The organism is Paenibacillus sp. A3 (genome assembly GCF_001399685.1).
GTDB lineage: Bacteria > Bacillota > Bacilli > Paenibacillales > NBRC-103111 > Paenibacillus_G.
This window is the reverse complement of the sequence record NZ_JTHN01000190.1, coordinates 1-12,044: the sequence shown is the minus strand read 5'-3', so window position 1 is coordinate 12,044 and position 12,044 is coordinate 1. Positions and strand designations below refer to the sequence as shown.

Sequence of the window (12,044 nt, the reverse complement as noted above, 5' to 3'; positions counted from 1 at the left end):
CGCTTGTCTGTGGTACTTTAAAAGTAATGTCTTTTCATGGGGAGAAGGAGTCGAACAAGATGTATCTACACGGCACCAGCAAGATTAACGACAGGGGACATCTGGAAATCGGCGGCTGCGACACAGTCGATTTAGCCGAGCGCTACGGAACACCGCTGTATGTTATGGACGAACAATTGATCCGCCAGCGCTGCCGCGAATTTGTGCAAGCTTTTCGCGCTACGGGCCTCCGGTTTCAGGTAGCATATGCCAGCAAAGCGTTCTGCGTTATGGCTATGTGCCGTATTGTGGAGGAAGAAGGAATGTCGCTGGACGTCGTATCGGACGGCGAATTGCATACCGCACTGGAAGCCGGATTTCCGGCCGAGCGAATTCATTTCCACGGCAATAACAAAACGCCTCAGGAGCTTGAGATGGCGGTTAACGCGAAGATCGGCTGCTTCGTCGTCGATAACTTCGTCGAGTTGCACATGCTGAATGCCATTGCGGGAGAGAAAAGGCAAAAAGTCAATGTTCTGCTGCGCATCACCCCTGGGGTGGATGCTCACACGCATGAATATATATCGACAGGTCAGACCGATTCGAAGTTCGGCTTCGATCTGGCCAACGGCGCGGCCGAGCAGGCGGTCAAGGAAGCGTCGGAGCTGCCGAATATCGAGCTGCTCGGCGTTCATTCGCACATCGGCTCGCAAATTTTCGAGGTCGGCGGCTTCCGGCTTGCGGTCGATAAAGTAGCCGATTTCGCAGTCCATATTCGGGAACAGCTAGGTCTGACGTTCCCGGTCATCAATCTGGGCGGGGGCTTCGGCATCCGTTATGTCGATGGCGATTCGCCGCTGCCTGTCGCTGAGTACGTGAATTCGATCGCCGAAGCGATCCAGACGAAATTCGGCCAAAACGGCTATCCGCTGCCCGAGATCTGGACCGAGCCGGGCCGCAGTATCGTCGGAGACGCAGGGACGACGCTGTACACGATCGGCACGTACAAGGATATTCCCGGCGTGCGCAAATACGTAGCCGTCGACGGCGGGATGACGGACAATCCGCGTCCGGCGCTGTACGAAGCGCAATACGAGGCCATGCTCGCGAACCGGGCGAGCGAAGCGAACGAAGAGGTCGTATCCATCGCGGGCAAGTGCTGCGAGAGCGGCGATATGCTCATTTGGGACGTAAGCCTGCCGCAGGCGCGTACGGGCGATCTGCTCGCCGTAGCCTGCACCGGTGCGTACAATTACGCGATGTCGAGCAACTACAACCGGATTCGCCGGCCGGCCGTCGTTTTCGTGAAGGACGGCGAGGCCGATATCGTGGTCAAGCGCGAGTCGTTCGAGCATTTGCTCGGCAACGACGTCGTTCCCGAACGGATGCGGCAAGTGACGGCCAAAACGTTATAAATAAGCGAGAGAGAACGTCCGGTCCCTGGGGCCGGCGTTTTTTGTCGGTTGGAAGGTCGAAGGCGGATACTGATTTGTGCGGAACCGCTTTTCATAGTAAAATAGGAAGGGTTGTCCGGGGCATCGCGAAAGGATGCGTCCGGCAGAACAAGCAATTAAAGGAGTGTACGTCCTATGGCAAAACAGGCGATTATTAAAATGACTGACGGCAACGAAATCGTGCTCGATTTGTTCGAGAAAGACGCGCCGAATACGGTAGCGAACTTCGAAAAGCTTGCGAACGAAGGCTTCTACAACGGAGTCGTGTTTCACCGTGTTATTCCGGGCTTCGTAGCGCAAGGCGGCTGCCCGCACGGCACTGGCACTGGCGGTCCGGGCTATACGATCAACTGCGAGATCAACCCGAACAAGCATGAACGCGGAACGCTTGCCATGGCGCATGCCGGCCGCAACACCGGCGGCAGCCAATTCTACATCTGCTACAACCCGCAGCCTCACTTGGACGGTCAGCACACTGTGTTCGGGAAAGTCGTCAAAGGCATGGAGCATGTCGATGCTTTCAAAGGCCGTGACAAAATGGAATCCGTGCAAATCGTGGAAGTTTAATCGGTTTCTTGTCTTGACGCGAGAAAACGCCGAAGCCCTGTTAAGCAAAGGGATTCGGCGTTTTTTAATTAGTGATGTCTTTTTTTCTTAATGATGATCACTTTCTTAACGTTAATTTTCTTTTTAACGTTGATTTTCTTTTTGACGTTGATTGTTTTTTTCTTGACGTTAGTTACATTTGACTTGACGACACCTACGTCCGAAGCGTTGATGGCGAAGGCGTTGCCGCCTTGGCCTGTTCTTGCTTTGGCCGATTGCCAGACGTCGACTTTAATGTGTTTGTCTTTTTTCTTGTCATGGTTCCGGTCTTTTTTGAACGACATCGAAATCACCTCCTTTCCCGGGAGATAGGGAAAGGCTAGTCTTTTTGCCCTATTGGTTTCTTGAATATTTTCACGTTTACCGCATTGCTGGCCAGCGCATTACCATTGTCTACGGTTGAGATTGCCTTTTGGAAAATTTTAATGATGACGAACTGATTTTTGCCTACCTTATGCTTGAACGTCTTTACAACCGTCCGGTTCATCGTTCTTCCTCCCTCGTGTCTGGTTTCCGTATCACTTTATGTCGGAAGTTACCCGCTAATCCCGGCGAATGGTATGATGCGAGCGAAAACGGGCATTCGACCCCGAAAAAAGCAAAAAGACCCCGCTTGCAATTTTTACTTCGCGATGGTACTATTGCAATCAATGCTAGGTATGTTTTTCTGGTAGACCATAAGTTCATACAGCTTACCTTCGGGGCAGGGTGCAATTCCCTACCGGCGGTGATGTTTTGGCTGGTTTGTTTTGTAGGCCAAACTCAGTCCGTGACCCGTGCAGCCAATTCTGGTTGCCGGTGGACTCGGTGCAATTCCGAGACCGACAGTATAGTCTGGATGGGAGAAGGGAAAGCGGAATCGGCGATAGACTGTCTTCGTGCGTATGTGCGTTATTTCACATACTCAAAATGCCGCAGGTGTGTCTATTCGAGCATGTCTTCTTGCCGTGTGTCTTCGGACATAGAAGCAAGGTTTATTTAGGCATGCATCGACGAGGCGTCAGTGACATGCACGGCATGGCATTGCGATCTTTTGCTGCAAGCGATTCCGCCTGCGTTTGTTTACCTGAACGCAACGCTTCTCGCAGCCCCTTTTTGCTAAGCAAAAAGAGGGCTTTTTCGCATTTTCCGGAAGGAATCAGGAGAAGGAGGCTGCGTCAATTGACCGTGAGGTTGCTGAACGACGAGTATTACATGAATCTGGCTTTGCAGCTGGCCGCTTCGGCGGCCGGACAGACGGGCATTAATCCGGTCGTCGGCTGCGTCATCGTCAAGGAAGGACGCATTGTCGGCATGGGCGCCCACCTGAAGCGGGGCGAAGCGCATGCCGAAGTTCACGCGCTGAACATGGCAGGAAGCGAAGCTGCGGGCGCCACCGCCTACGTGACGCTGGAGCCCTGCAGCCACTTCGGCAAGACGCCGCCGTGCAGCGACCGGCTGATTCGGGAAGGCGTCAAGCGGGTCGTCGTTGCGGCGACCGACCCGAATCCGCTTGTGGCGGGCAGCGGGATCGCTCGGCTCCGGGCGAGCGGCATCGAGGTGACGGAAGGGGTACTGGAGCGGGAGGCGAACGCTTTGAACGAAGCGTTCAATACGTTCATCGTCACCCGGCGGCCGTTCGTCACCGTCAAATCGGCCAGCACGCTGGATGGCAAAATCGCCGCCAGAACGGGCGACAGCAAGTGGATTACCGGCGAGGCCTCCCGCGCCTACGTCCATACGCTGCGCCATCGCCATCAGGCGATAATGGTCGGCATCGGCACCGTGCTGGCCGATGACCCGTCCCTGACGACCCGGCTGCCTGTGCCGGGTCTGCACCCCATCCGCGTCGTCGTCGACTCGACGCTGCGGCTGCCGCACGAGGCGAAGCTCGTGCGGGACGGGGCTGCGCCAACGGTCGTGCTCACGACCGAACAGGCGCCGGCGGCGCGCCGCCGCGAGCTCGAAGCGCGCGGCGTAGAGATCGTGGACAGCGGGCCGGGCCCCGCTGTCGATTTGGACGCCGCCATGGTGCGGCTCGGCGAGCGCGAGATCGGCTCGCTGCTCGTGGAAGGCGGCGGCAAGCTGAGCGGCGCGCTGCTGGAGCGCAGGCTCGCCAACAAGCTCGTGCTCTTCCTCGCGCCGAAGATCATCGGCGGAGGCGCGCTGGCGCCGGCGAACTTCGACTTTGCCGGCTTCGGACAAATGCGCGAGGCGATTCGGCTGGAGCGCATGCAGGTCGAGACGTTCGGCGACGACTTGTGCCTGATCGGGTACCCGCAGTATGCGAAGCCGAGCGAATAGACAAGCTGTTCTGAGAAGACGGACCGCGAGAAGAAGGAGGGATATTCCGTGTTCACTGGAATTATCGAAGAAATCGGCACGCTGCGCCGCATAGCCAAGCAAGGTCAGGCGATGGTGCTGACGATCGGGGCGAAGCGGATCCTGGACGATGTCAAGCTTGGCGACAGCATTGCCGTGAACGGCGTCTGCTTGACCGTCATCGCTTACGACGAAGCGTCTTTCACCGTCGATGTCATGCCGGAGACATTCCGGCGGACGAACTTGTCCCGGCTGTCGAGCGCGTCTCCGGTCAATCTGGAACGGGCGATGAGTGCAGGCGGCCGGTTCGGCGGTCACATCGTGCAGGGACACGTCGATTCGACAGGCATCATCCGGGGACGGACACCGGAAGAAAATGCCGTCGTCTTCCGCGTAGAGCCGCACGACCCGGGTATCTTAAAATATATCATTCCGCACGGCTCGATCACGATCGACGGGATCAGCCTGACGGTCGTCGAGCTGGGAGAAACCTCGTTTACCGTATCGATCATCCCGCATACGCTCGCGGAAACGGTACTGCAGCGTAAGAAGCAAGGGGATGAAGTCAATCTCGAAGCCGATGTTCTCGGCAAATACATCGAGCGGCTGCTGACCTTCCGAACGGGAGAAGGGGCGGCTGCAACCAAAGGGACAACCCCCGGCGGTCTGAGCTCAGCGTTTTTAACGGAGCATGGGTTCCTGTAATCCGGTTCCGGACCGACATAGACATAAGGAGGAGAGAGGAATGGACGAACCGATCCGGTTTCATCCGATCGAAGAAGCGATATACGATCTGATGCTGGGCAAAGTCATTATTGTCGTGGACGACGAAGACCGCGAGAACGAAGGTGACTTCATCGCTCTGGCGGAGAAAGCGACGCCGGAGGTCATCAACTTCATGATCAAGGAAGGACGCGGCCTCGTCTGCGCTCCGATTACCGAAGAGCGGGCCCAGGAGCTGGACTTGCCGCAGATGGTATCGCGCAACACGGATTACCACGGCACGGCCTTCACGGTTTCGATCGATCACGTCGAAACGTCGACCGGCATTTCCGCATCGGAACGTTCCCGGACCGTGCAGGCGCTGATCGATTCGCAGACGAAGCCGCAGAGCTTCCGTCGTCCGGGACATATTTTTCCGCTCACGGCCAAGAAAGGCGGCGTTCTGCGCCGCGCCGGACATACGGAAGCGGCGGTCGATCTGGCGCGCCTGTGCGGCGCTTACCCCGCTGCCGTCATCTGCGAAGTAATCAAGGAAGACGGCGAAATGGCCCGCGTCCCGGACCTGATGGAGATCAGCCGCAAGCATGATCTGAAGATCATTACGATCCAGGACCTGATCCGCTACCGCAATCAGAAGGAGAAGCTGGTGCAGCGCGAGGTCGAGGTGCGGATGCCGACGGACTTTGGCGTTTTTACCGCGATCGCCTACTCGAACGACGTTGACCGCAAAGAGCATGTGGCGCTGGTCAAGGGCAAAATCGACAGCGACCGTCCGACGCTCGTGCGCGTCCATTCCGAATGCTTGACCGGCGACGTTTTTCACTCTCACCGCTGCGATTGCGGACCTCAGCTCGCGGCGGCGCTGAAGCAGATCGAAGAGGCGGGCTCCGGCGTGCTGCTGTACATGCGGCAGGAAGGACGCGGCATCGGCTTGATCAACAAGCTGAAGGCGTACAAGCTGCAGGAGCAGGGGCTCGATACCGTCGATGCGAACCTGAAGCTGGGCTTCGCGCCCGACCTGCGGGATTATGGAATCGGCGCGCAAATCTTGAAGGATCTCGGCATCGGACGCATCCGGCTCATGACCAACAACCCGCGCAAAATTCGCGGTCTGGAAGGCTACGGGCTTGAGGTGGTCGAGCGCGTGCCGCTGCAGATGGAAGAAAACGAGGATAATACGAACTACCTGCATACGAAGCAGGCAAAGCTGGGACATTTGCTTGATTTTACCATTTAAAAAAATATTTCATCAAATGAAGGGAAGTTGAAGGGACATGGCGAAAGTATACGAAGGACATCTGGTCTCGCAAGGGTTAAAATACGGGATCGTGGTCGGACGGTTCAACGAATTTATTACGAACAAGCTGCTGGGCGGCGCGCTGGATGCGCTGAAACGGCACGGCGTACAGGAAGACGAAGTCGAGATTGCCTGGGTTCCGGGCGCTTTCGAAATTCCGTTGATCGCCCAGAAAATGGCCGAGAGCGGCAAGTATGACGCCGTCATCACGCTGGGTGCGGTCATTCGCGGCTCCACTCCGCATTTCGATTACGTTTGCAATGAAACGGCCAAAGGCGTGGCTGCCATTTCGCTCAAAACCGGCATTCCCGTTATTTTCGGCGTGCTAACGACCGACTCGATCGAGCAGGCGGTGGAGCGCGCGGGGACCAAGGCCGGGAACAAAGGCTGGGAAGCGGCTGCGAGCGCCATCGAGATGGCCAATTTGACGAAACAGCTGACAACCTGACGAAAGCTGCATGAGGATTAAGGGGGAACGAGAGGAAAGTGAAAGTCACAGTAAAGCTGGAAACCTTTGAAGGCCCCCTTGATTTGCTGCTGCACTTGATCGATAAAGCGGAAGTCGATATTTACGACATTCCGATCAAAGAAATTACGGATCAATACATGGAATACCTGGACGCCATGCAGGAACTGGAGCTCGAAGTGACGAGCGAGTTCCTCGTCATGGCCGCGACGCTGCTTTCCATTAAGAGCAAGATGCTTCTGCCGAAGCCGCCCATCGTGGATCTGGAATTCGACGACTACATGATGGACGAGGAGTACGACCCCCGCGCCGAGCTCGTAGCGAAGCTGATCGAATACCGCAAGTATAAGGCGATTGCGGATCATTTGCGGGATAAAGAGATGGAGCGCAGCCTCATTTATACGAGAGAGCCCGAAGACTTGACCCCGTATGTGCCTGCGGTGCAGGAAAACCCGGTCAAAGGTCTGCATGTGGCCGATCTCGTTAACGCGTTTCGCAAGGCGATGCGGCGGATGCAGAGCCGTCAGGCGATTGCCAAAATCCGCAAGGACGAAATCTCGGTGAAGGATCGCATGTACGAGGTGGTCGATACGCTCCAGAAGTGCGGGGGCAAAGTCATGTTTTCGAAGCTGGTGAACGACGACGCGACGAAAGACGCGATTGTCGTTACATTTTTGGCGCTGCTGGAGCTGATGAAAGTCAAGAGGATCGTCTGCTTCCAGCATAAGCTTTTTGACGATATTGTGATTCAGGCAAGAGAGGAAGGAACGGCGGATGGATTTTGGGCAGATGAAATCAGTTATTGAAGGCTTGTTGTTTGTGGCGGGAGACGAGGGATTGGACGCCAAACAGCTGGCCGATGTGCTGGAGTTCAGCGCCGAGTTCGTGACCGACCTTGTGCTGGATCTGCAGGAGGACATGAAGCGTCAGGGCCGCGGGATTCAAATTGTCGAGCTGGCGGGTACTTATCAGCTTACGACCGTGCCGGAGCACGCGCCGTATCTTGAGCGGCTGGCCTACTCTCCTTCGCGGACGTCGCTTTCTCAAGCGGCGCTGGAGACGCTCGCGATCGTAGCATACAAGCAGCCGATCACGCGGGTGGAGATTGAAGAGATTCGCGGGGTGAAATCGGATCGCGCACTGCAAACGCTGGTGGCCAAAGATCTGATTCAAGAGGTAGACCGCGCGGATGCGCCGGGAAGGCCGATTCTGTACGGGACGACCAAATCGTTTCTCGATTATTTTGCGCTCAGTACGATTGAGGATCTTCCGGAGACGTCGATGTTCGAAAATGACGATAATTTGGAAGAAGAGACAAGGCTGCTTTTCGAGAAGCTGGACGGCAAACAAATCACGTTCGAGGACGTAGCGGAACCGGGCGGCATGTAACGTACGCATGTTTTTCCAATGCTGGGCTATACTAACTCCTGAGGAAAAGAAGCAGAAGGCTTCCGGCTCAGGAGTTTTTGTGCTGCCCGCAATCGTCGGGGCCGAAGAGGAGGAGCATCGCATGGTATGGGCTTGGATCGCCGGAGCGGTCGCGGTCTTGATTTTTGCTGTAGCGCAAAGCAAGATCAAAATTTGCCTGTCTTTCGTACATATGGAACAAAATGACGAAATTCGAATCGATGTCCGCTCCTTATTCGGACTTATCCGCTATAGGTACATCGTGCCGCTGCTCCGCTTTCAGGGATGGCTGGAAGGGTTGGAACTGAAATCGGAGAAGACGAATCCGAACAAAGATCATTTCCGGGGCGAGCCTAAACGTAAAATCGACTTCGATAAAATTAAAGAGGCAATCGACAGCTTTCGTATATTGCTTCACAACTGTTTTAAGTTTAACCAATGGTTCCGCCGGCTGCTCAGCCGGTTTCATTGTACCGAGCTGAACTGGAAAACATCGGCCGGCATCGGGGACGCGGCAGGGACGGCCGTTGTCGTAGGCACCTTATGGGGGCTGAAAACGTCGCTTCTGGGATATATTTTCCGGACGGTTCGGCTTGAGGCGAAGCCGGAGCTTCAAGTCATGCCGGTGTTCAATCAGAACGTGTTTATTACCGAAGGCATATGCCGCCTGCACATCCGCTTGTGGCATGTTATCGTGGCGGGACTCCAACTGCTCTTCCGGATTTTAAAAGTAAAAGGCGGACTGCGCGCCTGGAAAAAAGTGCTGCTGCGCACCTGACGAGGCTGTCGTGATCTGCATTGCGGAGAAGCGGCGGCTTTTCGGTATTTACGGACCGCCTCCCGCATACCGTTTTCGGCTTTGGGTAATGCTAAAAAAGCAATCGAAAGTTGTAGCGTTCAAGCCTTTTCGAAAAGGAGGATCTTCATTCATGTCTGAGCATCCGATTCAAGGACTCATGAAAACGGCCATGGAAAACATCAAAGAAATGGTCGACGTTAATACGATTGTGGGCGATCCGGTCGAAACCCCGGATGGCAGCGTCATTATGCCGATCAGCAAAGTAGGCTTCGGGTTTGCGGCCGGTGGCAGCGAGTTTGTAACCGACGAATCCTCATCCGCCGGCATCAGCCGCAACGATGCGCATAACGCCAATGTGGCTTTGCCGTTCGGCGGCGGCAGCGGCGGCGGGGTATCCATCACGCCAATCGCATTTCTGGTCGTAGGCAAGCTTGGCGTCAAGGTCGTACCGCTTGATAACCAGACCCACCTGCTGGAGCGCTTGATCGACTCGGCGCCGAATGTCGTCGATCGCATTCAAACGATGATCAAGAACGGGACAAAATCCGGTTCGGGTGCAATGACGGAAGGAACCGGCGGCGCTACTACCGTCACGAACAACATCGAAAATCAGAACTTTATTGTCTGATTTGTCGGTGTTTGGAAAGAGTTGTTTGCCTTTCCAGCAACATTCCCTTTTCACCCGACCCTTTTTTGGTCATAATAAAACCTGTAGACAAAGACATAATTGATATGAAAAAGGTTAGATCGTATCATTCGGCGAGCTGCTCTTAGGAGCAGCTTTACATATTTTTGCTGTTTTTTGATTAATTAACATGACACATATTGCTCTTTCCCAAAGGTTGGACTATAGTTAATTTTGTAACCGTAGGACTGAAGACATGGGAAAGAGGTATACGTTCATGCGGCTGTTGCCCACCAGATCGTGCGAACCGGGTATGCGCCTCGGGAAGTGCATTTATAACGAAGAAGGCGTCATTCTTTTAAACGAAGGAGTGGAATTGACGGGAGGATTACTCGGGCGTTTGGAGAGGCTCGGCATCGATTTTTTATATATTGCCGACAAGGCGACGGAGGACCTTAAGATTGAGGAACCGCTTGCAGATGAAACGAGAATCAGAGCGCTAACCGAAATCCGCACTCATTTCCGCAGCTTCATGGAAAACGAAAGCCGGTCCAAATTTTCTAAAAACCACGTGCTCGGACGTTCGTTCGGAAATGTCATGAAGATGATCATCGACGACTTGAACGAAAAGCAAGGCACCGCGATCATGCTGCTGAATATGAACGTTCTGAACAATTATTTGTATCAGCACTCGTTGAATGTTTGTATTTATTCAACCATGCTCGGCATGATAAGTGGCTACAACAGAGATGAGCTGATGGCGCTCGGACTGGGCGCGCTGCTGCATGACATCGGCAAGACCAAGATCAATCTGGATATCATTAAGAAACCCGGACCGCTCACGGCGGAGGAATTCGAAGAGGTGAAGAAGCATACGGAGATCGGCTTCCGCTTGCTGAAGGACGAGCCGAATATGCCCCTGCTTTCCGCCCACTGCGCCTTTCAGCATCACGAACGGGAAAATGGCAGCGGATATCCGAGAGGGATCACGGGAAAAGACATTCACGAATACGCCAAATGGATCGCCGTCGCCGACAGCTACGACGCGATGACGACGCACCGGCCGCACCGGCTCGCGATGCTTCCGCATCAGGCGATGGAAGTGTTGTTTGCGGGCGTCGGAACGCTGTACGATCAGCGTAAAGTAGCGTTGTTCCGGGATAACGTAGCCATCTATCCGCTCGGCTTGACCGTCACGCTAAGCACAGGAGAGCAGGGGGTTGTTGTCAGTATTAACCCGGCGGTGCCGCAGCGTCCCGTCGTCCGGGTGCTGATCGACGGCTATGGCCAAGTGCTGGGACAGCCTTACGAAATCGATTTGGCCGAGAAGCTGACGGTGTTTATTCACCATGCGGACAATATAACTCAAGCCCGCCAAGCTTGAAAGGGGGACGCTCCGGCATGTGCGGACGCTATACCGTTACCGTAAGTTTCGAAGAGCTGGTGCTGCATTTTATGCTGGACCGTCGTCCCGCGCCATTTCAGCCGCGCTATAATGCGGCGCCGGGCCAATGGATTCCCGCGATTATCGGGGGTGCAGACGGCGGTGCGAACCGGCTTGGCGAGCTTCGCTGGGGTCTGGTTCCCTCCTGGGCGCAGGATGACAAATCCGGCGCGCGCATGATGAACGCGCGGGCCGAAACCGCCGCCGAGAAGCCCGCCTTCCGCAGTCTGCTGAAACGAAAGCGCTGCCTCATTCCGGCCGACGGCTTTTACGAATGGAAGCGGACCGGTTCGCAGAAGCAGCCGGTCCGCTTCGTGCTGGCGGACGGAGGGTTGTTCGGTATGGCGGCATTGTATGACACTTGGCTGGCGGAGGACGGAACGAAGCTGCACACTTGCACGATCCTTACGACAGCCGCGAACGAATTGGTGGCCGAGGTTCACGAGCGGATGCCCGTCATTTTGCCGCGGGAGCATGAAAGCTTGTGGCTGAACCGGAACGTGCAGGACGAAAAGGAGCTGCTTCCCGTTTTGCAGCCGTATTCCGCCGAGCGGATGAAGTATTACGAGGTCGATCCGAAGGTCGGCCGTGTTTCATACAATGAGCCCGATTGCATAGAGCCTTTAGCCTTGTAGTCTGTAGGGGGGGATTCCCGCAGGCGCAAGGCTTTTTTAGTTGACATCTTTTCCCATACGCTTCCGGATTGCCGCTTGTCATGGGCCGTTCATAACCTGGAGTGACAAGCATATACATGTACAAAGACATGGAGTTGTCCGACCGATGGCAGTCGGCTTTCCTGTAGGATGGCGCGTGGGAGGATAAAGATGAGAAAAGGATGTCTGCTTTTGCTCGCTTTGCTGCTGGCTTATATGGGCGCGCTTCCGCCTGCGGGGGTTAGCGCCGCTCCGGGCGTATCGACCGGTGCGCAGGCGGAAGCGCGCCC

General features: G+C 55.4%; 14 protein-coding genes and 1 riboswitch. Of the genes, 12 read left to right on the top strand and 2 right to left on the bottom strand.

Annotation, left to right across the window (positions count from 1 at the left end):
- The first annotated feature begins 59 nt into the window (after positions 1 to 59).
- Positions 60 to 1,394: a diaminopimelate decarboxylase gene (lysA, locus tag QJ48_RS26470; RefSeq protein WP_054976395.1), complete on the top strand. Its 1,335-nt coding sequence runs from the start codon at positions 60 to 62 to the stop codon at positions 1,392 to 1,394.
- Between the two features lie 174 nt (positions 1,395 to 1,568).
- Positions 1,569 to 2,000 (top strand): peptidylprolyl isomerase, encoded by a 432-nt coding sequence (locus tag QJ48_RS26465; protein WP_054976394.1) that lies wholly within the window; start codon positions 1,569 to 1,571, stop codon positions 1,998 to 2,000.
- Positions 2,001 to 2,068: 68 nt separating this feature from the next.
- Here the strand turns inward: QJ48_RS26465 and QJ48_RS26460 are convergent, their stop codons facing one another.
- Together QJ48_RS26460 and QJ48_RS38180 are read right to left on the bottom strand one after the other, a co-directional pair.
- The gene (locus tag QJ48_RS26460) at positions 2,069 to 2,323 is read right to left on the bottom strand and encodes a hypothetical protein (protein WP_054976393.1); all 255 of its coding nucleotides are present in this window, start codon (positions 2,321 to 2,323) and stop codon (positions 2,069 to 2,071) included.
- Between the two features lie 35 nt (positions 2,324 to 2,358).
- A complete protein-coding gene (locus QJ48_RS38180) occupies positions 2,359 to 2,526 on the bottom strand; it encodes a hypothetical protein (protein WP_193394504.1) in 168 nt (55 codons plus the stop codon).
- 203 nt (positions 2,527 to 2,729) lie between these two features.
- A riboswitch (FMN riboswitch) is annotated at positions 2,730 to 2,893 on the top strand.
- 313 nt (positions 2,894 to 3,206) lie between these two features.
- Between QJ48_RS38180 and ribD the strand changes: the two genes are divergently transcribed.
- From ribD to QJ48_RS26410, 10 genes are all read left to right on the top strand, one after another.
- Positions 3,207 to 4,322 carry a bifunctional diaminohydroxyphosphoribosylaminopyrimidine deaminase/5-amino-6-(5-phosphoribosylamino)uracil reductase RibD gene (gene ribD / locus QJ48_RS26455; protein ID WP_272948162.1) on the top strand — a complete coding sequence of 372 codons (1,116 nt, stop codon included), beginning with the start codon at positions 3,207 to 3,209 and terminating at the stop codon, positions 4,320 to 4,322.
- A gap of 48 nt (positions 4,323 to 4,370) precedes the next feature.
- A complete protein-coding gene (ribE, locus tag QJ48_RS26450) occupies positions 4,371 to 5,045 on the top strand; it encodes a riboflavin synthase (RefSeq protein ID WP_054976392.1) in 675 nt (224 codons plus the stop codon).
- A gap of 40 nt (positions 5,046 to 5,085) precedes the next feature.
- Positions 5,086 to 6,300 (top strand): bifunctional 3,4-dihydroxy-2-butanone-4-phosphate synthase/GTP cyclohydrolase II, encoded by a 1,215-nt coding sequence (locus tag QJ48_RS26445; RefSeq protein WP_054976391.1) that lies wholly within the window; start codon positions 5,086 to 5,088, stop codon positions 6,298 to 6,300.
- Positions 6,301 to 6,337: 37 nt separating this feature from the next.
- Positions 6,338 to 6,808, top strand: a complete 471-nt coding sequence (gene ribE, locus QJ48_RS26440; protein ID WP_025846457.1) for a 6,7-dimethyl-8-ribityllumazine synthase — start codon at positions 6,338 to 6,340, stop codon at positions 6,806 to 6,808.
- A gap of 38 nt (positions 6,809 to 6,846) precedes the next feature.
- Entirely contained in the window at positions 6,847 to 7,632 is a 786-nt protein-coding gene (locus tag QJ48_RS26435) for a ScpA family protein (RefSeq protein WP_054976390.1), read from the top strand.
- On the top strand, positions 7,601 to 8,215 hold the full coding sequence (gene scpB / locus QJ48_RS26430; protein WP_054976389.1) for an SMC-Scp complex subunit ScpB: 615 nt from the start codon (positions 7,601 to 7,603) through the stop codon (positions 8,213 to 8,215). The genes QJ48_RS26435 and scpB overlap by 32 nt, the downstream gene beginning before the upstream one ends.
- Before the next feature lie 121 nt (positions 8,216 to 8,336).
- On the top strand, positions 8,337 to 9,011 hold the full coding sequence (locus tag QJ48_RS26425; RefSeq protein WP_054976388.1) for a DUF2953 domain-containing protein: 675 nt from the start codon (positions 8,337 to 8,339) through the stop codon (positions 9,009 to 9,011).
- Between the two features lie 151 nt (positions 9,012 to 9,162).
- Complete coding sequence (gene ytfJ, locus QJ48_RS26420) at positions 9,163 to 9,660, top strand: GerW family sporulation protein (RefSeq protein WP_054976387.1); 498 nt, start codon at positions 9,163 to 9,165, stop codon at positions 9,658 to 9,660.
- Positions 9,661 to 9,934: 274 nt separating this feature from the next.
- The gene (locus QJ48_RS26415; protein WP_054976386.1) at positions 9,935 to 11,041 is read left to right on the top strand and encodes an HD-GYP domain-containing protein; all 1,107 of its coding nucleotides are present in this window, start codon (positions 9,935 to 9,937) and stop codon (positions 11,039 to 11,041) included.
- A gap of 17 nt (positions 11,042 to 11,058) precedes the next feature.
- Complete coding sequence (locus tag QJ48_RS26410) at positions 11,059 to 11,736, top strand: SOS response-associated peptidase (protein WP_054976385.1); 678 nt, start codon at positions 11,059 to 11,061, stop codon at positions 11,734 to 11,736.
- Positions 11,737 to 12,044: the final 308 nt, after the last annotated feature.

What these genes read in the sequence shown, in the direction of transcription:
- QJ48_RS26415 (WP_054976386.1), top strand. Translation starts at nt 9,935, where the DNA reads ATGCGGCTGTTGCCCACCAGATCGTGCGAACCGGGTATGCGCCTCGGG.
- QJ48_RS26465 (WP_054976394.1), top strand. Translation starts at nt 1,569, where the DNA reads ATGGCAAAACAGGCGATTATTAAAATGACTGACGGCAACGAAATCGTG.
- QJ48_RS26410 (WP_054976385.1), top strand. Translation starts at nt 11,059, where the DNA reads ATGTGCGGACGCTATACCGTTACCGTAAGTTTCGAAGAGCTGGTGCTG.
- QJ48_RS26460 (WP_054976393.1), bottom strand. Translation starts at nt 2,323, where the DNA reads ATGTCGTTCAAAAAAGACCGGAACCATGACAAGAAAAAAGACAAACAC.
- ribE (WP_025846457.1), top strand. Translation starts at nt 6,338, where the DNA reads ATGGCGAAAGTATACGAAGGACATCTGGTCTCGCAAGGGTTAAAATAC.
- scpB (WP_054976389.1), top strand. Translation starts at nt 7,601, where the DNA reads ATGGATTTTGGGCAGATGAAATCAGTTATTGAAGGCTTGTTGTTTGTG.
- ytfJ (WP_054976387.1), top strand. Translation starts at nt 9,163, where the DNA reads ATGTCTGAGCATCCGATTCAAGGACTCATGAAAACGGCCATGGAAAAC.
- lysA (WP_054976395.1), top strand. Translation starts at nt 60, where the DNA reads ATGTATCTACACGGCACCAGCAAGATTAACGACAGGGGACATCTGGAA.
- QJ48_RS26445 (WP_054976391.1), top strand. Translation starts at nt 5,086, where the DNA reads ATGGACGAACCGATCCGGTTTCATCCGATCGAAGAAGCGATATACGAT.
- QJ48_RS38180 (WP_193394504.1), bottom strand. Translation starts at nt 2,526, where the DNA reads ATGAACCGGACGGTTGTAAAGACGTTCAAGCATAAGGTAGGCAAAAAT.
- QJ48_RS26425 (WP_054976388.1), top strand. Translation starts at nt 8,337, where the DNA reads ATGGTATGGGCTTGGATCGCCGGAGCGGTCGCGGTCTTGATTTTTGCT.